The 22,107-nt window shown below is 53.2% G+C and carries 15 protein-coding genes and 1 tRNA gene; 6 read left to right on the forward strand and 10 right to left on the reverse strand.

What is annotated here, in order from left to right; genetic code table 11:
- Positions 1 to 459: TonB-dependent receptor plug domain-containing protein (locus ABYP39_RS08035; RefSeq protein WP_372781944.1), on the reverse strand; the 459-nt coding region annotated here is incomplete at its 3' end.
- A gap of 94 nt (positions 460 to 553) precedes the next feature.
- Positions 554 to 2,893 (reverse strand): TonB-dependent receptor, encoded by a 2,340-nt coding sequence (locus ABYP39_RS08040; protein WP_372747203.1) that lies wholly within the window; start codon positions 2,891 to 2,893, stop codon positions 554 to 556.
- A gap of 117 nt (positions 2,894 to 3,010) precedes the next feature.
- Between ABYP39_RS08040 and ABYP39_RS08045 the strand changes: the two genes are divergently transcribed.
- The gene (locus ABYP39_RS08045) at positions 3,011 to 4,927 is read left to right on the forward strand and encodes an NAD(P)-binding protein (RefSeq protein ID WP_372747202.1); all 1,917 of its coding nucleotides are present in this window, start codon (positions 3,011 to 3,013) and stop codon (positions 4,925 to 4,927) included.
- A gap of 352 nt (positions 4,928 to 5,279) precedes the next feature.
- On the opposite strand, the gene ABYP39_RS08050 is transcribed toward ABYP39_RS08045, so the two are convergent.
- The 3 genes from ABYP39_RS08050 to ABYP39_RS08060 are packed head-to-tail and all read right to left on the reverse strand — an operon-like array spanning position 5,280 to position 7,601.
- The gene (locus tag ABYP39_RS08050) at positions 5,280 to 6,170 is read right to left on the reverse strand and encodes a hypothetical protein (protein WP_372747201.1); all 891 of its coding nucleotides are present in this window, start codon (positions 6,168 to 6,170) and stop codon (positions 5,280 to 5,282) included.
- Entirely contained in the window at positions 6,167 to 7,372 is a 1,206-nt protein-coding gene (locus ABYP39_RS08055; protein WP_372781946.1) for an Arm DNA-binding domain-containing protein, read from the reverse strand. The genes ABYP39_RS08050 and ABYP39_RS08055 overlap by 4 nt, the downstream gene beginning before the upstream one ends.
- Positions 7,365 to 7,601, reverse strand: a complete 237-nt coding sequence (locus ABYP39_RS08060; protein WP_372747199.1) for a hypothetical protein — start codon at positions 7,599 to 7,601, stop codon at positions 7,365 to 7,367. The genes ABYP39_RS08055 and ABYP39_RS08060 overlap by 8 nt, the downstream gene beginning before the upstream one ends.
- A gap of 144 nt (positions 7,602 to 7,745) precedes the next feature.
- On the opposite strand from ABYP39_RS08060, the gene ABYP39_RS08065 reads away from it, so the two are divergent.
- The gene (locus ABYP39_RS08065) at positions 7,746 to 7,949 is read left to right on the forward strand and encodes a helix-turn-helix domain-containing protein (protein WP_372747222.1); all 204 of its coding nucleotides are present in this window, start codon (positions 7,746 to 7,748) and stop codon (positions 7,947 to 7,949) included.
- A gap of 188 nt (positions 7,950 to 8,137) precedes the next feature.
- On the opposite strand, the gene ABYP39_RS08070 is transcribed toward ABYP39_RS08065, so the two are convergent.
- The 3 genes from ABYP39_RS08070 to ABYP39_RS08080 form a co-directional block, all read right to left on the reverse strand.
- Positions 8,138 to 8,214, reverse strand: a tRNA-Arg gene (locus ABYP39_RS08070).
- Positions 8,215 to 8,319: 105 nt separating this feature from the next.
- A complete protein-coding gene (locus ABYP39_RS08075; protein ID WP_372781962.1) occupies positions 8,320 to 10,737 on the reverse strand; it encodes a TonB-dependent receptor in 2,418 nt (805 codons plus the stop codon).
- Positions 10,738 to 10,973: 236 nt separating this feature from the next.
- The gene (locus tag ABYP39_RS08080) at positions 10,974 to 12,443 is read right to left on the reverse strand and encodes a RimK family protein (protein WP_372781948.1); all 1,470 of its coding nucleotides are present in this window, start codon (positions 12,441 to 12,443) and stop codon (positions 10,974 to 10,976) included.
- Between the two features lie 142 nt (positions 12,444 to 12,585).
- Here ABYP39_RS08080 and ABYP39_RS08085 point away from each other — a divergent pair, with 142 nt between their 5' ends.
- The 3 genes from ABYP39_RS08085 to ABYP39_RS08095 are packed head-to-tail and all read left to right on the forward strand — an operon-like array spanning position 12,586 to position 16,108.
- Positions 12,586 to 13,722, forward strand: a complete 1,137-nt coding sequence (locus tag ABYP39_RS08085) for a DUF2817 domain-containing protein (RefSeq protein WP_372781950.1) — start codon at positions 12,586 to 12,588, stop codon at positions 13,720 to 13,722.
- Positions 13,719 to 14,822, forward strand: a complete 1,104-nt coding sequence (locus ABYP39_RS08090) for a GNAT family N-acetyltransferase/peptidase C39 family protein (protein WP_372781952.1) — start codon at positions 13,719 to 13,721, stop codon at positions 14,820 to 14,822. Before ABYP39_RS08085 ends, ABYP39_RS08090 begins: the two co-directional genes overlap by 4 nt.
- The gene (locus tag ABYP39_RS08095; RefSeq protein WP_372781954.1) at positions 14,819 to 16,108 is read left to right on the forward strand and encodes a flavohemoglobin expression-modulating QEGLA motif protein; all 1,290 of its coding nucleotides are present in this window, start codon (positions 14,819 to 14,821) and stop codon (positions 16,106 to 16,108) included. Before ABYP39_RS08090 ends, ABYP39_RS08095 begins: the two co-directional genes overlap by 4 nt.
- 21 nt (positions 16,109 to 16,129) lie before the next feature.
- Here the strand turns inward: ABYP39_RS08095 and ABYP39_RS08100 are convergent, their stop codons facing one another.
- Together ABYP39_RS08100 and ABYP39_RS08105 are read right to left on the reverse strand one after the other, a co-directional pair.
- Complete coding sequence (locus ABYP39_RS08100) at positions 16,130 to 18,499, reverse strand: TonB-dependent receptor (RefSeq protein WP_372781956.1); 2,370 nt, start codon at positions 18,497 to 18,499, stop codon at positions 16,130 to 16,132.
- A gap of 153 nt (positions 18,500 to 18,652) precedes the next feature.
- Complete coding sequence (locus tag ABYP39_RS08105; protein ID WP_372781958.1) at positions 18,653 to 21,064, reverse strand: TonB-dependent receptor; 2,412 nt, start codon at positions 21,062 to 21,064, stop codon at positions 18,653 to 18,655.
- A 358-nt stretch (positions 21,065 to 21,422) separates the two neighbouring features.
- Here ABYP39_RS08105 and ABYP39_RS08110 point away from each other — a divergent pair, with 358 nt between their 5' ends.
- A complete protein-coding gene (locus tag ABYP39_RS08110; protein ID WP_372781960.1) occupies positions 21,423 to 21,764 on the forward strand; it encodes a GGDEF domain-containing protein in 342 nt (113 codons plus the stop codon).
- Positions 21,765 to 22,107 lie beyond the last annotated feature (343 nt).

Raw genomic sequence — 22,107 nt, forward strand, 5'->3', positions numbered from 1 at the left:
AGCGGTGGTGCTTTTGCCAAACAGCGTACCTTGCGGGCCACGCAGGGTTTCAATCCGCTCCAGATCAAAAAAACCCAGATGAAAGAAAGTCTGCCGGGCTAGCGCCAGATCATCGATGACCAAACCAACCGAGTTGTCGCCACCGCCAATCGCAGCGACTGACTGAACGCCGCGAATCGCAATCTCCGGTTCAACGCCGTTGTCGGCCAACGTGGTATTGGGCACGTATTTGGCAATATCACTAAAGTCATTCAGATTCGCCTTCTGCATGAAATCGCCGGTCAAGGCCTGCACCGAACCCGCAACGTCCTGCACGCTCTGCTCGGTTTTGTTGGCGGTGACAATCACTTCTTCGATCACCCTGCCCTGCGCTTCTCCGCTCGCCGGCGCCTGCTGCTGGGCGTAGGCGAACTGACACATCGCAAATACCGACACAATCGCGACACGAAGGGTCTTCATCACATTAAACCTTTTCAATTTATTAGACTTATCACTGAAATCATATTGCATGTCGAATGACATGTAAACCCGCGATGCTTGCTGCTTCGCGGCGCTACCAGGCCCAACTAAAATCCAGTGACGCATGACGGCGGTCGCCCACTCGCACCAGCTTTGAGTTGGGCCAGACCAAATCGCCATCACCACCGCCATTTCTGGTGAGGTATTTCTCGTCGGTGAGATTGGACACCGAGAGAACCACCGACCAGGGACCGGACTGCGGCGCCAGACTAAGCCGGGCATTGAACAACAATCTTGCCTCGATTTCCTTGTCCGATGGCAGGCTGGTTTCGGTGTAGTAGCTGTCAGTGTAGAGCGCATCGATCGCCAGCGAAATCGCGGTGTCTGCACCCATCCACGGCAGCGGAAAACTGATTTCCGGGGTGAACACTGCTGACCAATCGGGCGCATTCACCAGCGTCTTGCCGCTTAAATCTCCGCCCGGCCCGTCCTTATAATCCAGATACCGGGCATGAGAGTACGCGACCGAGCCGCTGATACTTAGCCAGTGCGCGAATTGCGGCAACCACATGCCATCCATTTCAACGCCGCGCGTTCTCGCTTTGGCCGCATTGTCGAGACGGATGAAGGGGAATAATCCTTCCTCAAAGTAGACATAGGTCTGAAGGTCATCGAATTCCGAATCATAGGCACTGATATTCCAGATCAACGAACTGTCAAATAACACGCTTTTGAAGCCGAGCTCCCATCCTTCTACAAACTCGGGCCGCACCTGCACCTCCTGGGTGGAGTTGACCGCAAAATCGTTGAACGCCCCACCCTTAAAGGCACGTGCCCAGGTCAGGTAGCTGACGACCTTGCCTTCAAAAAGATCATACTGCACGCTGACCTTGGCGGAATCTTCCCGCTCCCTGATTTTGGGCGTAAAGGTAACATCTTCCGCCTCAAAGGCCTGGGCGACAATTGAAAGATCACCATTGCCACTGGGGTGCAGCTTGCGTACCGGCATGTAGGCATCGCGATTAATTCGGTCGTAACGAATTCCGCCAGTAATCGCCAACCGCTCGATCGGACGGTAGGTCATCTGCAGAAATATGCCCTGTACGGATACATCATACTCGGGCGATACCCGGATCCCGTCATCAACCAGTGAGCCGCCAAACCCAGCGGGTGGTGTTATAGGAATACCAGGAAAGCCAAGCAGCGCCTCAAAACCGGGCCCGGCCAGATAGGATTCCGCATCCTCTCCACCCACCAGGATGTAGTCGGTAGCAATTTCCTCTTCTTGCAGAAAAATGCCGGTAATGAATTCCGTGTCACCACCACCCAGCCCAAAAAACCCCGTTGCTGCACCCTGAACCCGCATTTCCAGTTGCTGCATATCGACTCCGCCGGTACTAACTGGTGCCCGAAAGATATCGGCGGGACTTGAATCTGTATCAGCGTCAGCGCTATTGAAATATTCCAACGCACCCAAAACGACAGTAGTAGACAGTGAATCCAGCGGCCCCCATTCACCCCAATCGGTGTCCAGCCGGATACCGTATAACTGAGCATCATCGATTTCTCCCTGCCGCAGAAAATCGAAGGACTGTCGGCCGTCAAAGGCATCGCCGTCTATATCTGGATCAAACTGCGCCAGATAATCGCGATCGGCTTCAACCAGTTCGCCGAATGGCGAATTAACATCTTCATTTTTTACATCGGTGTTACTGAAAAATAGGCTGATATCCGTGGATTCAGTAGGTCGCCAAAGAAACTTGATTCTATAACTGGTGCGGTCGACGTATCCCACCTCATCACCGTTGAAAGTGTTGGTTGATCGGGACCCCTCACGCTCCACCATGAAGCTGATTCTGGCACTGAGCGTATTTGCTAGCGGTCCGCTGACTGCGCCCTGTAACTGCTGATCGTCTTCACCCTGACGCAGGGTGATATTTCCGCTGAATTCGTCCGTTGGCGCCGCGGACACCAGGCTTACCAGACCGGCCGTGACGCTCTTGCCGAAGAGAGTGCCCTGCGGACCACGCAACACCTCTACCCGCTCCAGGTCGAAAAACCCCATGTGAAAGAAATCCTGCTGACTCAACACGAGGTCGTCGACCACCATTCCCACGGAGTTGTCGCCAACACCGGTCGATTGCATCCCGCGGATCGCAATCTGGGGAGAAAAATCCGTCTCTGTCACCATCAGATTCGGCATATACGACGCCACTTCGGCGAAATCGTTGACGTCTGCCTTTTGCAAAAATTCGCCGGTAACCGCCTGCACCGAACCGGGAATATCCTGCACGCTCTGTTCGGTCTTGTTGGCGGTGACAATCACTTCCTCGATGAAACGGCCCTGGGGCTGCGTAGCTTGTGACGGCTGCTGTGCGTGTGCCGACTCGAGTATATGAATAACCACAACAGCCGCAACGAGCATTATTCTCATGGAGGGCAATCCTTATTTTATTTGTATAATTCCGAAAAATACTACAACATGTCGATTGACATGTATAGCTGCGTCGCATTCGGCTTTACAATTACCATACCGGGCAAGGGGTATTCGATGACTCGCAACGTTACACGCAGAGATTTGTTAAACGGGATCGCTATCGGCACCGGAGCCGGCATGTTGGCGCCCAGCGGGTTGCTGGCCGCCGGTGAGGCGGCGACCGGATTTGCAAGCAAAGCTAGCAGATACTATCCACCCACCCTCACCGGCATGCGCGGCAGTCACCCTGGTTCATTCGAAGTGGCACACGATTTAGCCTGGCGCGGAAAGAAACCTGAACAGTACCAACCGCTCGATGAGCACTACGATCTCGTTGTGGTCGGCGCAGGAATGAGTGGTCTGGCCGCGGCCTGGTACTACCGCAAACAGGTCGGCCACGACGCTCGAATTCTAATTCTGGACAACCACGACGACTTCGGCGGTCATGCCAAGCGTAACGAGTTTCATTACAACGGCCGCATGTTGCTGGGTCTGGGTGGCGCACAGAATATCGAAGGGCTGGGCAGCTACAGTGACGAGGCCGTGAGCCTGATGAACGATATCGGGATCGATCAAGCATTCATGGACAAATTGGGTGAAAGTACCGCAGACGATTACGGGATGGTACTCAGCACGCTGACCGGCCCTGCGCAACTCGGTATGGCAATACCTGGACCCGACGGTCATGTTGCGGTGGGTGGACAGTGGCTCCTGTTGTTACAGGGCCAGGGCGACTATGTGTCAGCAATACGCGAACTCCCCCTCTCTACTCCAGAACAGGACAAACTCATTACTCTGGTCGGAGGTGATAAGGATTATCTTGCGGATCTGTCACTACTTGAAACCTGGGAGTACATCAAAACCACACCCTATAACCAGTTTCTCACAGAAAAGGTTGGGCTGGCGGAGGAAACCATCGCCATTACCAATGCCTGGTTGATGATATTAGGGGGCTACACCGGCTGGAACTACTCGGTGCTGGAAGCATGCGCCGGCGGTTCCCCCGGTTTTCGCGCCATCGGCTGGTTGGGCAAGGCGGTATCGAAAGCGGGCGTTTGGGTTGCCGAATCTTACCTTGCTCCGATTCGCATGTTCCCCGACGGTAACGCATCCGTTGCCCGCTTACTGGTACAAAAAATGATTCCCATGGCGGCACCCGATATGAAGGGAACCGAAGATGTAGTCACCGCGCGCTTTGATTACAGTGCACTCGACCGCGCAGACAATCCCACACGAATTCGTTTAAACAGCACCGCCGTGCGTGTACAGGAAGTCGCGGGCGAAAAAGTCGAAGTCGACTACGTCCAAAATGGCACTGCCCTGCGTGTTTCAGCTGATCGCTGCATTCTCGCTTGCTATAACGGCATCATTCCGCACCTTTGCCCGCAATTACCCGACGAGCAGAAGCAGGCGCTCCAGTACGGCGTCAAGATACCATTTGTTTACGCCAATGTTTTGTTGAAGGATAGCAAGGCATTTTCAAAGTTAAGCGCCAATTTTTACCAATGTCCAAACGACCCATTTCAGTGGGTAGCCTCCGCGCCGGACGTCGCTATAGGCGGATATGAACCGCCACGCACTCCGGAAGATCCCATGCTGATGTTTATGATGAGCTCGCCGATGGAGAAACCACCTACCGAAGGCATGCACGTTCGCGATGTACTGAGACTTGCGCGCCACAAGGTATACGCCACAACCTTTGCAGAATTCGAGCAACAAATTCGTAACCAGTTGCAGTCATTACTGGGCAAGCACGGCTTTAACCACACGACCGATATCAAGGCAATCACCGTCAACAGGATCCCCCATGGCTATGCCTACAGCTACAGTGGGTTGCACGACCCAGCATGGGAAGAAGGCAAGGCACCCCACGAGATTGGTCGCCGGCAATTCGGTCGCATTTCCATCGCCAATTCGGACTCTGAGGCAACACCACTAATGAACGCCGCTACTGATGCGGCGTGGCGTGCGGTACAGGAGCAACTCGTGTAAGCCCCCATAAAATAGCGACATGCCCAATTGGAGTTCTCCGGCGTACGCTGATACGACGAAGGAGAACCACAATGAAAAGTCATACTACCCGGAGACGCAGATCCTTTGAATTCTGAAGGAAGTTGAGACAGGTCGCATCGTGAAGGAGGTCTTCCGAGCATACGGCATATCCGACGCGACCTAAATTCAGAGTGATATCGCGTAACTCTTTGAGTTTAGGTAGTCGCGATCTTGTTAGTGGGGCCATACCTGATTCCAGATTTTTTGAGTACTAGGCTTGTTTTTCTAGGGCCTTATTTACAGTGACGAATATATCTTATTGAAAATAAAGTAGAAAAATAAAACGGCCGGACTACATTATCGTTGTTTCCCGATCCAGGGAGGATACCAACTGATATAGAGCGGTATCGTTTTTCGGGTGCCAGTACCTAGGCCTGAAATAGCCCCTAATCAGGTTTGCGATCGATGCATCTTTCGTCTCAAGCCGCGCCAATGGTACGGCCAACATTTCCAGGGCGGCCATGTCATGGGGCTGTATCGCACCCCGACATGACGCATAGCGTTCCTTTTCCGACCCAACCAGCGTAACGGTCTTACCGATGTCGTGGAGGATGATCAGCGCAATCGCAATATCCCTTCGTATGCCGGCGTCGCGGTAAGCAGCGTATTTGCACAAACCTTCGAGCATCTCTGCTGTATGCACCAATAATCCGCCCTGATAGGCGTGGTGATGGCGCATGCTGCCTGGGACATTAAGAAACCCCATCGCTGTACTCGCATCTCGAAATACCGCCGAAAGAAGCGCCTGTACTGCCGGGTGATAGATACTGTTCCAATAGCGCGTCACGCGCCTCAAGTTCGGAATGAGGTGTGGGAGCACCCAATCCGCAGGCAACAAGGCCGTTGGACGCAATGATTCTAATAGGTCACAACGATGCAGCGAGTCCACTTTGAGCAGTCGCCGGTCATTCAAGGTCCGTAGCTCTCCAGATACTCGAACAATGTCACCATGCTGAATAGCGCGCTGGTGAGGAAGAAAGTTACTGTGGCGCAGTACTGCCGTAGCTGTACCAGCCAGGCAGCCTAACTCTAGGCGGGTACACCCCTGCCCCTCCCTATTCAGGCGGTCGATCCTGCCCAGCACCCGAAATTGGCGGTCTTCCAGCCATAGAGGCTCCGAGAGCAATGGCGGTTGGCCCTGGGTACCAATGCTTACTGTGGTATCTGGATTACGGTCTTTCATACTCCGCTCTCCTTTTCACCCTCTAGCAGACGGTCAAAGGCAGACCCGTCTTGGCGAGTGAGATTGGGCACGTACCGGGAATACACCCGAAACAACATCTCAGTGGACGTGTGGCCCAATTGGCTAGCGATCCATTCTGGTGACTCGCCAGCCGCCAACCACAATGTCGCCGCGGAATGTCGCGTCTGATACGGTCTACGCTTAGGCAAATCGAGATATCGAAGTAATGGGTACCAAACCCTATCCGTGAAGTTTTTGTTGTCTAGCGGCTGCCCCAGGCGATTACAAAAGACATACTCACTCACCTCTCCCGTTGCTACTTCTTGGGTTTTCAGCGCCATATAAACGGCCTCCGACATTCGGATTTCCCGCTGGCTGCCGTCGTTCTTGGTGTATTCCGTACGGCCTTTTGAAAATGCTTCCCGCACCAGAATCTGGCGACGTTCAAAGTCGACATGTTTCCACTTCAGGCCATGTAGCTCCCCAGAGCGCATACCCGTGAAGAACCGCACCGTCATGTAGGGCTGGTAGTCCGGCCGAACCTTTTCAAGGATCAATCGAACCTCTTCCAGCGAGAACGGGTGTATATCGGTCTTCTGGACCTTGAGCCTTTTGATGCGCTCAGTTGGGCTGGTAAATTCATACCGGTCAGCAGCCTCATCAAGGATGGCCTTTAAGGATCCGACGATCTCGTTGATGGTTTTTGCGCTGAGTGGCTTGTCGTGATGGCCGGGGACTTTGGCGAGTGTCGACCGAAATGACAGTACTTCCGCTTTGGTGATGCTGTTGACGCTTTTTTGACCAAAGACAGGGCGCAGGTGGCGATTCAAAATACATTGCTGCAACTCGAGTGTCGCCCGGCGCCATCGCACCTCATTCTCCGTCAGCCATTGATCAGCAAAATCGGAAAAGATGGGGACATCAAATGCCTGGCTCTGCGCCGCTTCAACCGATGGTTGTACCGCAGCCCCCTGCCCCAACCCTGAGGCAAACTTCAGCCCGGTTTTTGAGTTCGGGAAGTAGGCCAGATAATCAAACTGACCCAGCGTAATCTCGGCCTCGATCTTCTTGAGGACCTGCTCCATCTTGCGACGATTTTGAGGTGTGTCCGGCAATCTAGTCTGCTCTCGACACCGCTTACCTTGGCACCGAAACTCAAAAAAGGGATATCCCGTTTCTGGGCGAACTCGAATACTACCCATTACACACTCCTCCAGCCGCCATCGGGATACTCGTCGAACGAGGTTGTACCTTTGTCATGTCCTCAAGAATTTGTTCCCAGATATACAGGATTTTTCTGCCGCCAAATGGTCGGACGTAATGAACGCCCTCTATCAGTACCGAGTCCTTCAACTGGTTGCGAATGGTCCGGGCGTCATACTTAATCCGCTGAGCTAGCTCTTCGGTAGTGAGAAATGTCTGATGACTCATGTGTTGTCGCTCCTCTGTGATAGAATCAGGAAATGACAAAACGCTAGATAGGGAGGCGATTTGTCATCTTGAATGACATTTTAGCGCGCAAAATATGTTTTGCAACAACTTTTTTTCATTCTGGATGACATTTCTTTTTTTAGAGTGATAAAATGCCACTTAAGTCGGCTCATGGGTGAGCGCAAATTAAAGGTGACAGACGTCGCAAGAGAAACAGGGCTGCATCGCAATACAATTACGCTGCTGTATAAAGAAACAGCAACGCGCGTTGAATTAGATGCGGTAGACCAACTTTGCGAATTTTTTGACTGCGAAGTTGGGGAGCTATTTGAAAGGGTCTCTGACTAACGATAACCGCACAGTCACCGCTGACCTCTTGTCTTTCCCGGTGGGATTCGCACCAAGAGGTCGCCCGAAAAGTTGCCGCATTTTTCTGGGCACAGAATGGGCACAAGTTGGGCACAACGCGGAATTGCAGGCATAAAAAAACCCAGCACGATGACTGGGTTTTTGAAAGCTATTCAATAGCTTATGTATGGCGCGCCCGGCACGATTCGAACGTGCGACCGCCTGGTTCGTAGCCAGGTACTCTATCCAGCTGAGCTACGGGCGCTTAGTGGCATTTCTGCCGAGGCGCGTACTATAGGGAAGCACCTCTCGAGTGTCAACCTTCAGTAAGGGAAAATCCACCTTTCCAAGGGCTTACCGGTCTATTTGTTTAATATTTAACCGACAGTGTCAGGCCGTAGGTTTGCGGCATGCCAGTGATGCGGTATTTGATGTCACCTACGCCCTGATGCACGCTATTTACCACGTATTCATTGAAGATATTTCGGCCCCACAGAGTAACCATCCAGTCGCTGGTTTGGCGACCGAAGCGGATGCGGGCGTTGGTTATGCCGTAATCCGGATGGGCAAACAGGGGGTCGCCCTCAATACTGGAGTTGGTTTCATCCACATATTGGTAGTCGATACCGATACCAGCCTCAAAACGCTCGGAGATGGGGAGGCTGTAGTCGGCTGTTAGAGAGTAGGAAAGCTTCGGCGAGTAGTTGAATTCCTGGCCCGCCAGGTCCACATTTTCGCCCTGATTATTGATCGCCTCAAACTCTTTGATTTCGGTCTTCAGGTAGGCAATGGCGCCTGCCAGATACAGGCCGTCGAGCGGTGTGAGGGTGAAGTCCAGCTCTACGCCTTTGACCCCTGAGCGCGGCGCATTGCGCAGCGCGGGGAGCGGCCCAAATACCGCGTCATTAAAACGTGACAGCAGTTGCTTGTCCCGATAGCGATAGTAGAACAGCGCGCTGTTGATATGAGCGCGGCGCTCCCACACGTCCACTTTGGCGCCCAGCTCGTAGGCGTCTACCTGCTCCTGCTTCACCGATTCCAGCTGAGCGTGATCCGAGGTCTGAAACAAGGGGAAGGAACCCGATTTGAACCCACGGGTATAAGAGGCATAGAGCAGGTAGTCGTCCGAAGGCGTCCAGTCCACTACCGCGCGGTAAGACAGGCTGTCCTCTTCTAAGGTTTCCTCGTATGCACCCACTTTACCCGCCTCACCGACACTGAAGCAGCCATTTACGTCAACCGTTTCCGGGGTTGTTCCAGCTTCCAGCGCGCGCTGGGTAGCCAGGCTCTGAAATAGCACGTACATGCCGCTCAAGGGGCTCTTGGATCCGGAACAACCCGAATAAAAGCGTTCTTCTTCAGTGTAGCGGGCGCCAAGCACCAGTTTGAGAGTATCCGCAAACTGCCATTCTACATTCGCATAAGGCGCCTTAGATTCATAGGACAGCTCTGCCACAGAAAAATAGTATTCGCTTACTAACAGGCTCTGCTCGATGATCGGCGCTGGAAATACCACACTGGCGTTGCCACTCATAATCAAATGCAGATATTCATCCACCTCATCGCGCGGAGTCGTGTGATAGCCCACCAGCCAGCGTAGGCTCTCATCGTCGCTGGCGCCGCTAAGCCGCGCCTCAAGATCCACAACCGTCATGGTGACGTCGACTCCCAATTCAGCGTGACGCTGATTAAAGGCGCCTGTGGGAATTTCGGAATCGTCACTCACCAGCTCTGTATGTGACGCAAGGAAATCAGCCCGGAGCGTCTCGTTGATATGCCAGCGGGCTTGCAATGCTACCTGCTCGAAGGTCTCATCCAGCTGAAAATCCATCGGGCGACCGTCGGAGCGCACGCATTCTGGGTGCCCCGTACACCACTCGGCGACCCGGTTATCTTCTGTGTCCTGACTGACATAGGGGTATCGGCGAACACTGTCAGCGACGAGAGGCGAATTTTCATCGTCCGCGTAAGGGTTCTGAGGCACTACTGCAATAGGCTGCCCGGCCTGAGCGTCACTTCGATCGCGCCAGCGCGACCCCACCAGGTACAACTGCAGGGTTTCGTTAGGTTCCCACTCCAGCGCCAGACGATAGGCTGATCGATCCTGCTCCCCCAGTGACTTGTCTTTGTTGGTATTGCTGAACTGCCAGCCTTCTTCGCGCTGGATATCCCGCGCCGCCAATCTATAACGCAGACTGTCGATGATTGGCCCACTAACATAGGCTTCAATATCCTGAGTATCAAAACGGCCATAGTTAATGGTTGCGCCGGCGGCTAGCTCAGTCGACGGTTTGTTGGCAATAAAGTTGATGGCGCCGCCGGTGGTACTGCGACCAAACAGGGTACCCTGTGGGCCTTTCAACACTTCCACCTGCTCCACGTCGAAAATGGCGCCTTTCGACATGATGGAATACGGCAGGTTTACCTCATCCAGGTACACCGCTGTTGTGGGTGTTGCAAAATAGCTGCTGTCGGTAAACCCGACGCCACGCAGTGTATACACTGGCGCGCCCTGTCCGCCCTCCGATACGACAAGACCGGGGACAATACCGCCCAGCTCACGGGCATCGCTCACGCCAAGCGTTTTCAGCTGATCTCCCGACAGCGCGCTAACCGCGATCGGCACATCCCGTACGTCTTCTTCGCGGCGCTGAGCCCGGACCACAACCTCTTCAATAGCCATACGGCTGCGAAAGCCACTGTCCACGGCAACGACCGGTTCCTGGGGCTGAGCAACAACCGACAGCGCGATCGCAGCGGGAGCGAGAGGATAAAGGCTTTTATGCATTTTCAAAGGAGAAATACCGACACTGTTTGAAAGTGTCGCGCATTGTAGAGAAACCGCCGGAGGAAGAAAATTTACCAGGTTGTCAGGTAGCGCTCATGGGCGCTGCGCCACAAGCCCCTTCAATGAGCGACAACCCTGTTTTTCTCGAGGAAAAGCGGCGATTTGGCGACGTGACCGCAGACCGCTTATTCCTCAATAGAATAAGAGTAGAACGAAAAATTCCACCTATGGACAAGTTATTTGCGCCGACGGGCCTCCAGACGACGCAGAAAATCTTCCATAAAGGAGGTGTACAGCTGGTTACCCAGGTACTGGTCTTCTACCCCGGAATCAATGCTGGGGTTGTCGTTCACTTCAATAACGGCGACCCGATCACCGCTCTGCTTCAGGTCAACCCCGTAGAAACCATCACCTATCAGCTTGCACGCGCTGACAGCGGCATCGACCACCGCACGTGGCGCTTCAAAGGTAGGCATGGCATCAAACCCTCCCGACTTAACACTGCTGTCAGCGCCGTGCTTGTAGATCTGCCAATGATTTTTGACCATGTAGTAGCGACAGGCGTACAGCGGTTTATTGTTCAACACACCAATGCGCCAATCGTACTCGGTGTACATATACTCCTGCACAAGCAATAGCGCTGAACTCTTCAGCAGCTTCCCGCCCTGCTCAATTAGCTCCTTGCGATCTGCCACTTTCACCACGCCGCGTGAAAATGAGCCGTCAGGCACTTTCAAAACCAGCGGGAAAGCCATGTCTGCCAGCTTCTCCGCCAGCATCGGCGCGTCACTTTTGTGCAGAATCCGTGTCTGCGGTGTCGGGATATTCTGCTTGTTCAACAATTCGGCCAGATAAACCTTGTTGGTACAACGCAAAATAGACGTCGGGTCATCAATCACCACCATACCTTCGGCTTCGGCTTTCTTAGCGAACCGGTAAGTATGGTGACCAACGGACGTGGTTTCGCGGATAAACAGTCCGTCGTATTCGGGGATACGCATGTAGTCTTTTGGCGTGATCAGCTCCGTCGCAATGCCCAGCTCTTCGCCGGCCTTGATAAAGCGGCGCAACGCGGTTTTATCGCTGGGAGGCATATCCTCTTCCGGATTAGCCAGAATCGCCAGGTCATAACGAAAGCGCTTACCCGCCTTTGGTTTGCGCCAAAGCTTGTTGCTGAAACGCTCAAAGGCATTGGCAAATGCTTCCTGCTCATCACTGTTTTTCAGGTCGCGCAACGATATTGGCCGGATACGGTCTATTTCCCAGCTTTTATCAAATTCCAGCGTTACCTCCATCAGCGGGCAGGGGAAGCGCTCAAACAGTGTTTTGGCCAGTGGCGCAAATTCACTGCGGAGGCATTCACCAAACCAGATTCGCAGCGACATTTCGCTACTGTCGCCGCGAGGCAACTTGCGCAGTGACGGCGCAATCCCGTCTAACTGAATATCGGACAAGGAGCGGGAGCGAAAATCACTCAACGTGCGGATAGACGGGAATACGTGGTGACCACGCGCTTCAGCCAACAGGGCGCAGTACCAGGCACTGCCCAGATATTTGTAGTTGCGACACAGGTTGACCACCCTTACCCGTTCAGCCTTAGAGGAAGAGGTCAGCGCCAGATAGTCTTCAAAGGTGATGACATCCTGACTGGGGTAGTAGGGCGACCAGTCGGAAAGGTCGTCGACAACTACATGAAAACGGGGCATATCTAGGCTCTCTGGGTGCGTGGAAACGGGCGCATTGTCAGACCAAAATAGGGAATTAACAATAGACACGCAATACTTATTTACAGGGGGGAAAAGCGGCGTATGATTCAGCTACTTTTCACTGCCTCGCAGGTGCCGGCTCATGCACGCCTTACTGCCTCCTCTCGACCTTAGCGTGTTCGCCAACGACTACCGGGCAGCCCGCAATAACTTTCTGGCGCGCAGCGAAAAGCTGCGCTCTCTTGCGCTGTTTGACGCCGTACACCACCGCCATCCGGAACACGGTCCGGATGGCTCCCCCCTGCACGCCGATTGGCTCCTGCTGTCAAAGAGCCCTCAGCCGGAACATCTGCTGGTTCTTATATCGGGAACCCACGGTGTCGAGGGCTTTGTCGGATCCGCCGTACAGTGCGACCTGCTGGGGGAGATGCCGCAACTACTTGAAGACGAACGTCTTGGCGTGCTGTTGATTCACGCACTGAACCCCTGGGGATTTGCCTGGCTGCGCCGCTGTGATCATGAGGGCATCGATCTCAATCGCAACTTCATCGACTTTAAAGCGGGTCTGCCGAACAATGGCGCCTATGCGACCATGCATCGCCTGCTGTCTCCCACTGAAGATTCAGACAAGGGATTCGACGCCCACACTCTGGAAGGAATCACCCGGGGTCAGTACCAGTATCCCAACGGTCTGTACTTTGGTGGTCACGGACCCAGCTGGTCCAGACAGTGGCTCGAATCGCGCAAGCAAAGCACGCTACTGCAAAAAGTGAAAAGCATCGCCGCTATCGATTTGCACAGTGGGCTAGGCCCCTTTGGCTACGGTGAAGTTATCAGCGATCACCCCAAGGTCTCTCCCGGCTTTGAAATCGCGAGAGAGTGGTATGGCGCGAACGCCATGTCGAGCGCGCTAGGTGAATCTGTTTCGGCACCCAAAACCGGACTTATAGACTATTTCTGGCATAAATTGATTGGCCCACGCGGCTGTTTTGTTACGCTGGAGTTTGGCACCTATCCTGCGGACGACATGCTGACAGCTTTGATCAGAGAACAGCGCTACACCCGACGCTGCGCGGTAGCCGATATCGGGCGAGACCCAGATGCGCCCGAAGTAGCGGCCCTGCGTGACTTCTTTTACCCGGAAGATGACAACTGGCGTCAATCTGTACTGCTGCGCGCGCGTCAGGTGGTGAGCCTCGCGTTAGCAGGCATGCACGCGCAGTCGCAAGCAAACGCTTCTCACGCAACCAACATTCAATCAGGAGCCAAGCGCGCATGACGGTAACCCTTCGCGCCGGCACGCGCTTTGATATTGATGCGCTGCTCGCGCTGGAAAGTGAATGCTTTTCAACCGACCGGCTGTCACGACGCAGTTTCATGCGCTTCGTCAGTAAAGGTGCCCACAATCTATTGGTCGCCATTGAAGACAATAAAATGCTGGGCTATGTACTGGTCCTATTTCGCTCAGGAACCAGCCTCGCCCGTATTTACTCCATCGCCGTATCGCCGGCGGCACGTGGTAAAGGCGTAGCCTCCGAATTACTGACAAAGGCGGAGGCCATCGCCAGCCAACGCTATTGCCTTTTTATTCGACTGGAAGTTCACACCCAGAATACCGCAGCGCTCGAGCTGTATAAGAAATTCGGCTACAAGCCGTTTACGCGCATAAAGCAATACTACGAAGACGGCGGTGACGCGGAACAGCTCGAAAAACGATTGCTACCCATTCCCCCGGCTACCGCACCTGCGCCCTACTATCAGCAAACTACCGAGTTCACCTGCGGCCCGGCCTCGCTGATGATGGGGCTACAAGCACTGAACAAAGACTACATTCCCTCTACCCAAGACGAATTGCAGATCTGGCGTGAAGCTACCACCATTTTCATGACCGCGGGTCACGGCGGGTGCTCACCCCACGGCCTGGCACTGAGCGCGCACTGGCGCGGCTACAAGCCAGTGCTCTACATCAACACAGACGAAACGCCCTTTCTCGATTCTGTTCGTGGCGAACAAAAAAAACGGGTGCTGACGCAGGTACATGAGACTTTTCTTGAGCAGATCAGCAAGGCCGGAATCGACGTGCGCCAACAAAGCCTGAATGCTCAGGAGATTCAGGATATTCTGTCATTAAAGCTGCCAGTGGTAGCCTTGATCAGCACCTGGATGCTGAACCGCAACAAAGCGCCACACTGGGTTTTTGTCAGCAATGCCAATGAGGACTTTGTTTACATTAACGACCCAGATCCACCGGATGCGCCCTGGCAAACGGCAGATTATCGCCGCGCGCCCATCCAGGTCGAGAATTTTGTGCGAATGGCCGCTTTCGGGCGCCGCAAACTCCGCGCCTTTCTGGTGCTGGACAAACAGGAGAATGCGTGACTTACCGCGAACAACTCAAAGCGTTATCCAATGAACTACTGGCTCTGCAAAAACCCATACTGGTGCTGGATGCCATTAAATGGCCCTACCAACACAAAGTTGATTTTCTCGCTCATCACGGTACGCGTTTGCCGGATGTATCTGCGCAGTACTACCAGAGCCTGAAACTCAATTTCGACGCAGCTGCCACGCAAGCAGCGCTGCGCGATCTGCAACAGCGTATCCGCAATGCATTGGGCGCGCACGACCCCTTGGGCGAAATTCTGCAGCAAACCGCCGAACAGTATCAGCTGGTGGTGGACATGCTACAGCAGCGTGGCAAGCCCGGCTTTATGGCCAAATCGCAGCAGCTGTATGGTTCCGCCCGTGACCACCTGCGTGGCGATCGGAAAACCCTGGTAGAACTGAGCGAAAGACTGACCCATATATTTTCGCTGCCCGCAGCACAACACTTGAACACGGCTTACCCAAAATCCATTGACGCACCACAAGCCGTGAACCAACTGCGCTCCCGCTTACAGCCGTATTTCCCTGACGGCGCCATCAAAGTTGCCCTGTCTGACGGCATTGTGTCGGACGCCTCGGCCGGTGGTGACACTCTGAAGGTAAACAGTCAGGCACACTTCTCGACGCTGGATATTCAAGTCCTTGAAGTACACGAGGGCTGGGTTCACCTGGGCACAACGCTCAATGGCCGATCCCAGCCTTGGGCAACATGGCTTAGCGTGGGTTCGCCACGAATCACAGCAATACAGGAAGGATTGGCGGTACTGATTGAAACCCTGACTTTCAGTTCATATCCGAACCGTGCACGGCGTATTTCAGATCGCGTTGTAGCGATAGACATGGCCGAACGGGGTGCCGATTTTATCGAAGTGTTCCGCTACTTCACCGAAAAGGGCTTAAGCGAGAGCGACGCCTACACGGTAGCCCAGCGCACGTTCCGGGGTGGCGACGTGCGTGGCGGCGCGTGTTTTACGAAAGATCTGTCCTATGTGCGCGGTTTTATAGAAACGGTAAACTTTATCAAATCTGCGATTCTTTCCGATGTTCCGCAGATACTCCCTTTCCTGTTTGCTGGCAAAGTAACCCTCGATGATATCCCGGTGCTCTATCAGTACCACAAAGAAGGCATTATCGAAGCACCTACCTTTTTGCCACCAATGTTCCGCGATCTCAACGGGCTGTATGTGTGGTTTGGCTTTGCCAGCGGTTTGTCTCTTGTGGATATAAACAGCGTACAACAACACTTTCAGGAAATGTTCGCAGAGCTAAGCCCAACCTAAGTCAGGCTTAGCTCCGCTTGTTCACTTACCGAACTCGTATACCAGATCAATGCCTGCTCTGCGCAACACACCATAATTGTTGACGGCAAACCCGAGCAACCCGAAATCAATACCAAACTCACGGTATTCTTCGTTGCTCAGGTTTTTACCCCACAGTGCGAGCTTCAAGTTGCCGCTGCCCATCGGAATATCCGCCAGCGTTGCGCGCGCATTCAGCAGACTGTATGCCTCGGTCTGATCATAAAGAAAAAGTTGCGGATGAAAACTGATGGCGTCGACATAGGTGGCGTCTACTCGCAACGTTAGCTGGCCAATCGACCAGGGCGCCATACGGTACTCCACTGCCACCGCACCGCTGTGTTCCGGGGCATAAAGATTTTCCGTAACCTCGTCAGAAATATCGCGATTGGCGCCGGACGAAAAGCCTGTCTGGGGATTAACCGGACCAGCAATAAACTCCTTATACTCCACATCAAGAAAGCCGTAATTGGCAATCAGGCGCAGGCCAGGCGTGGGGATAAAGACCGATTCAATTTCCAGCCCCCGCGTCACCGATTCCCCCGCATTCACTATCACGCTCGACGCACCGCCGCTACCAGCCTCAAACTGGGCGATCTGGCGATCGGTATAGTCCATTTGAAAGAGCGATACATTCAGGCGCAAGCGCCGATCGAACAGGTCAGATTTAATTCCGATTTCATACGATGTGATTTCCTCCGGGTCAAACGGCGTAGTAAAGGCGCTGGTCGTCTGTGCCCTCACATTGTAGCCGCCGCTGCGATAACCATTGGCAATGCGCAGATAACTGCTCAGCTGATCCGAGAAGCGATAGTCGAGACTAAAGGTGGGACTGAAATTGCTCCACTCATCATCGCTGGTCACTCGTACGGTGTCGCCACCATCTAGGTTGTTTTGCAACGTGGTTTCTTTTTGGTCACGCGTATAGCGCAGGCCCAGCGTTACGTCGAAATCCGTAAACACGTTATAGGTAAACTGACCGTATATCGCCTGCGACGCGTTCTCCATCTCATACGCAAATGGTGCGCCCAACCAGGTGGCGCTTGCGCCAGCCGCTAAGGGTGGTAGCGTTAAGCCGGTTAGCGCGTTTGCGATAAAGCTCGTCGGCAACACAAACTGCTGGGGATTATCTTCAGTAGCTTCTTCCTGAAAGAGGTAGACCCCTGCGGTATAACTCAGGCGCTCGTCCAGCACTTTGCCAGTAAACTGGAATTCCTGAGTAATTTGGCGGTGATAGTTATCACGCAAGGCGGAGAAAATTGGCACCAGAGTGCCCGCAGGCACAAGACTTGGTGATCCACTGCGCAAATCGACGACATCGCCCGTGCTTTCAACGGGGAAGGTACCAAAATCGGTTCCGCGCGCTGCGCTATTCCACTCCCGAACGTTAGAGATGGATTTGACTAAGAGATCCTCAGATACGTCCCATTCCAGCGTTACTGCATGGCTGTCGATATCAGAATTGGACTCATCCGGGTCTGTATTGGTGAGCGGCAAAACCTCCAAACGCTCGGCGCTAGCCGAGGCCGCCGCCTGCTCGTAGTAGCGGCCACCATAAAACTGACCGTTAGGATCAGCGTAAATAGGACGCACATGACTGAGCTGCTGCGTATTGGCATTACTCTCCCGGCGTGATCCATCAAAAATGTAATCCAGCGCCACCGTATCGGAAACCTTCCAACGCGCCGCCAGTCGATAATACTGGCCGCTGTTGTCGCCCAGTGATTTGCCATTATAGAGGCTTTCCAGCTCCCGCTCGGCTTCCTTGCGCATATAGGAAAACTTAAAGGCCAACGGGCCGAAATCGGGAGAATCTGCCGATGCCATTACCCGGTTATAACCCTGATCGCCGGTGCCCAATGCCAGCTTGAAGCCAGGCTCACCGTTAGGCTTTTCAGTAATGATATTCAGCGCGCCGCCGATGGTATTACGCCCAAACAGCGTACCCTGCGGCCCGCGCAGCACTTCAATGCGCTTGAGATCAACAATATCAAAGGCCAGCCCGGTTGAGCGCGCAAGATAGACACCATCCATGTAAACACCAACGGTCGGATCTATCGTGAGAGCTGTTTCACCCGACGATACGCCTCGAATGGCCATGGCGTAATTATCCTGACTTCCGCTCTGTTTCTGCATACGCAGATTGGGCGTGAAGTCGGCGACATCTTTTGCCTCGCTGGCGCCTAACTGCTCCAGATCAGCGCTGGAAAATGCCGCTACCGACACGGGTGTGTCCTGCAGCGACTCTTCAACTTTACGTGCGGTGACAATCACCTCCTCAATGGTAGCGGAGCGTTTATCTGCAACCTGAGCATGAGCAGGAGATATAAGGGTTGCCGTCAACGCGACAACCAGAGGATATCGACGATTCATGGGTACACCTGTCTTTAATAGTTATAGTGGCGTAACCGACACTTTATGCTCCAATGAATTAGCTGTAAACCAATTTCAATGGAACCCGAAATACAAAAAAGCCGGCAAATTGCCGGCTCAAGCTTTAACGAGCGTGCTAGCTCATAACTTTGCTCAGCGGTTGAATTCGTAGATAAAATCTAGCCCCCAGCTGCGCAGTTCACCCCAGTTTACAACCGCAAAACCCAATTGCCCAAAGTCGATACCAAAATCCCGATATTCATTGTTCTCGAGGTTCTTACCCCAAGCAGCAACGGTTAGCTTGCCATCCATAAAGGCAGGGATTTCCGTGATAGTCGCGCGAGCATTTACCAGATGATGGTCATCAGATTCGTCGTAGAGATTAAACTGGGGGTGAAAGCTAATTTCATCGGTATAGGTTGCGTCAACCCGCAGGGTCAGCTGCCCCCACTCTTTCGGTGCAAACGTGTACTCAAGCGCCAATGAGCCCTGATGCTGTGGCGCATACGTGTTATCAAGTGCACCGTTACCCGCAATATCGACATTACTGCTACCTACCGGAAAACCCGTAACCGGATTGACTTTGGTAGTAATAAACTCCTTATGATCCACGTCGATATAGCCGTAGGTCGCGATAACACGTGCACCAATAAATGGAAGATAGACAGCCTCCAGCTCAAAGCCATCTACAACATTTTCACCTGCGTTTACGATATTCGTTGAGGCGCCGCCGCTGCCAGCAGTGAACTGCGCGACCTGCCGATCTTCATATTCAGTATGATAAACCGCCGCATTTAGACGCAGTTTTCTGTCAAACAGATCAGACTTAACCCCTATCTCATAAGAAACTATATTCTCTTCGTCGAACGGGGTTCGGAAGTCGCTTTCAGTTGACGCGCGAACGTTGTAGCCACCTGAACGATAGCCGGTAGCTATACGAAGGTAACTGCTTACCTCATCGCTAAAACGGTAGTCTGCAATGAAGCTGGGGTTAAATTTGCTCCAGTCGTTGTCATCAACAAAGGTTTGAGTAGCGGGCGGGTTACCAAAGCCGTTGGTCAAGGTCGTTTCTTTATCATCCGTTGTGTACCGATAGCCTAACGTCAAATCCAGATCAGCCACAGGTGAAATAGTGAATTGGCCGTAGATCGCGGTGGATTTATTGTCGGTAGCATAGGCAAAGGCAGGACGCGATATCAGCACCGATGATCCAATCAGCGCCGGAGTGAACGCGGCATTCCCCGGAGTACAGACTGCGCTTGCTGCAACACAGGTTGGCAATACGAAAGATTGCGGGTTAGTTTCATCAGCCTGCTCTTCAAAGTAATACACGCCGACATTGTATTTCAGATAATCATCAAACAACGTACCTACAACCTGAAACTCCTGTGAAATCTGTTTCTGGAAAGAATGGCGCTGCGCTGAGAAGATCGGAATCAGCGTTCCACCGGGGATCGGCGTGAATGCTGGCCCGAACTGGCCAGACAGATCATACATCGTGCCAAAGGTAACCGGGAAAGAACCAAATTGGGTTGCCCGTGAGAGACTTGTCCAGTCACGGTAACTGGAGATGGACTTGACCGTCGAGTTTTCCATCCAATCCCACGTAACCGTGACAGCGTGCCCGTCGATATCAGAAGCCGTTTCATCGGAATCTGAACTGGTCATATACAGTTTACCCTGGCGATCCGGGCTAGCCGCCGCAGCTGCAGCTACGTAGTACTGACCACCATAGGTCGGACTCGCCGGGTTGGCATAAGTAGAGCGCACATGGGAAATCTGCGTGGTTGCGGTATTACTTTCACGATCAGATTTATCGTAAACGTAATCGACCGAAATAGCTTCAGATGGCACCCAGTTAACCGCTAAACGAAACGCCTGAGCTTCACCATTACCAAGCTGCTCTCCGTTATAGATGCTCTCGAATTGCCCATCATGTTTACTGGTTCGCACCGACATCTTAGCGGCAACATTTCCCCATGCGGGGGTATCCACAGTGGTGTGATAGCTGCGCGTATCTCGAGCGCCGTAACTGACCGCCTGGCGGAAGGCAAATTCACCCTTCGGTTTTTCTGTAATGACATTGATGGCACCACCAATGGTATTACGGCCGAACAACGTTCCCTGCGGACCTCGCAACACTTCAATGCGCTTAAGGTCGACAATATCAAACGCCGCACCGGTGCTCCGGGCGATATAGACTCCATCTTGATAGATGCCTACAGTGGGATCTATCGCAAGTGCGGTCTCTCCTGAAGCCACGCTTCGAATGCCAATCGCGTAATTGTCCTGACTCGCTGACTGCTTACGCATGGTTAAACCCGGCGTAAAATTAGCCACGTCCTTTGCTTCTGACACACCAATCTGGGCCAGATCGTCTGCACCAAATGCCGATACCGATACCGGCGTATCCTGAAGTGATTCTTCGACCTTCTGTGCCGTAACAATCACTTCTTCAATGACTTTGGAGCGGTTGTCTGACGGCTGCGCGACGAGAGTAAGGGATGTCGATGACAGCACTGCGGCAAGAACGGATATAGACGTCCGGTCATTATTTCTCTTCATGCTACTGCTCCTGGACCTGTTAACAATAAACTACCAGCCCTCGTCTCCCCCCGGAGCAGATGCGCTGGAATACTTTCACTAGCCTTACCTGTCAGTAAGTTATAGTAGGTAGCTATAGTTATTTCCAATCGCCATACAATCTATTTCGGTTTTTACGTATTAGCTACGGCAACTAAAATCCAAAAATACTAACCAACCTGATGATTTTCTTATAGTTTTCATCAACCTCGCTCTTTCACTCTATTTTACTGAGCCGCCCCCTCACCCTTTTGGACGAGCCAATGCAGCCACGCTAATTAATTGATGTGGACGACCTGAAGCTCATGCATGATCAATTTGGTCACGCCATAGAGACCGTTTGCTCACTGCAGTTGGCAACCAGATCAAACAGGATGTAGGAAGCTGCGGAATCTGCTGCAGGTCCGGGGGAGATGAATTCTGGGTACTGCTGAGCAATGATCAAGTTCTGGACCCAAAGGAATTCGTCGCCAGCCTTTGCGAGAGCTTGTCGAGGCTAGAGACAGCGGCTGGCAATATTCACCTAGCTGTATCGGTGAGCATGGGCGTTGTATGGGCGGACAGCCTGCTTCTAACTGACATAGAGGCGCTGATAAGAAAAGCCGACGATGCCGTGTACTCTGCCAAGGAATCCGGCAAAGGGCGCATGGTGCCCGTATCAGCGTCGACAATACCCATCTAGACAGATAACCAACAAACTCGGCACGCGGCTACTCTATTTGGGCGGGAAGCGTAATTGTCGGTCGGGATTAATCAGAACAGGCTAAGGCCTGCTCTGACCCTTCGGGCAGCGCCGCTGCGCGGCTTGTTTAAAATGCTGGCGCATTTTATCGAACGGAGGGTTCTCACCCGGCCTCTTGGCCGGATAAACAAAAAACCCGGCGCGCGGATGCCTATTGAGCTAAGGAGCGTAATTGTCGGTCGGGATTAATCAGAACAGGCTAAGGCCTGCTCTGACCCTTCGGGCAGCGCCGCTGCGCGGCTTGTTTAAAATGCTGGCGCATTTTATCGAACGGAGGGTTCTC

It is taken from the genome of Litorivivens sp., from assembly GCF_041625495.1.
GTDB lineage: Bacteria > Pseudomonadota > Gammaproteobacteria > Pseudomonadales > Spongiibacteraceae > Litorivivens.

Excerpts from the sequence above, each read along its gene's own strand:
- ABYP39_RS08100 (WP_372781956.1), bottom strand. The coding sequence starts at position 18,499 with ATGAATCGTCGATATCCTCTGGTTGTCGCGTTGACGGCAACCCTTATA.
- ABYP39_RS08050 (WP_372747201.1), bottom strand. The coding sequence starts at position 6,170 with ATGAAAGACCGTAATCCAGATACCACAGTAAGCATTGGTACCCAGGGC.
- ABYP39_RS08080 (WP_372781948.1), bottom strand. The coding sequence starts at position 12,443 with ATGCCCCGTTTTCATGTAGTTGTCGACGACCTTTCCGACTGGTCGCCC.
- ABYP39_RS08090 (WP_372781952.1), top strand. The coding sequence starts at position 13,719 with ATGACGGTAACCCTTCGCGCCGGCACGCGCTTTGATATTGATGCGCTG.
- ABYP39_RS08075 (WP_372781962.1), bottom strand. The coding sequence starts at position 10,737 with ATGCATAAAAGCCTTTATCCTCTCGCTCCCGCTGCGATCGCGCTGTCG.
- ABYP39_RS08105 (WP_372781958.1), bottom strand. The coding sequence starts at position 21,064 with ATGAAGAGAAATAATGACCGGACGTCTATATCCGTTCTTGCCGCAGTG.
- ABYP39_RS08085 (WP_372781950.1), top strand. The coding sequence starts at position 12,586 with ATGCACGCCTTACTGCCTCCTCTCGACCTTAGCGTGTTCGCCAACGAC.
- ABYP39_RS08040 (WP_372747203.1), bottom strand. The coding sequence starts at position 2,893 with ATGAGAATAATGCTCGTTGCGGCTGTTGTGGTTATTCATATACTCGAG.
- ABYP39_RS08055 (WP_372781946.1), bottom strand. The coding sequence starts at position 7,372 with ATGGGTAGTATTCGAGTTCGCCCAGAAACGGGATATCCCTTTTTTGAG.
- ABYP39_RS08045 (WP_372747202.1), top strand. The coding sequence starts at position 3,011 with ATGACTCGCAACGTTACACGCAGAGATTTGTTAAACGGGATCGCTATC.
- ABYP39_RS08060 (WP_372747199.1), bottom strand. The coding sequence starts at position 7,601 with ATGAGTCATCAGACATTTCTCACTACCGAAGAGCTAGCTCAGCGGATT.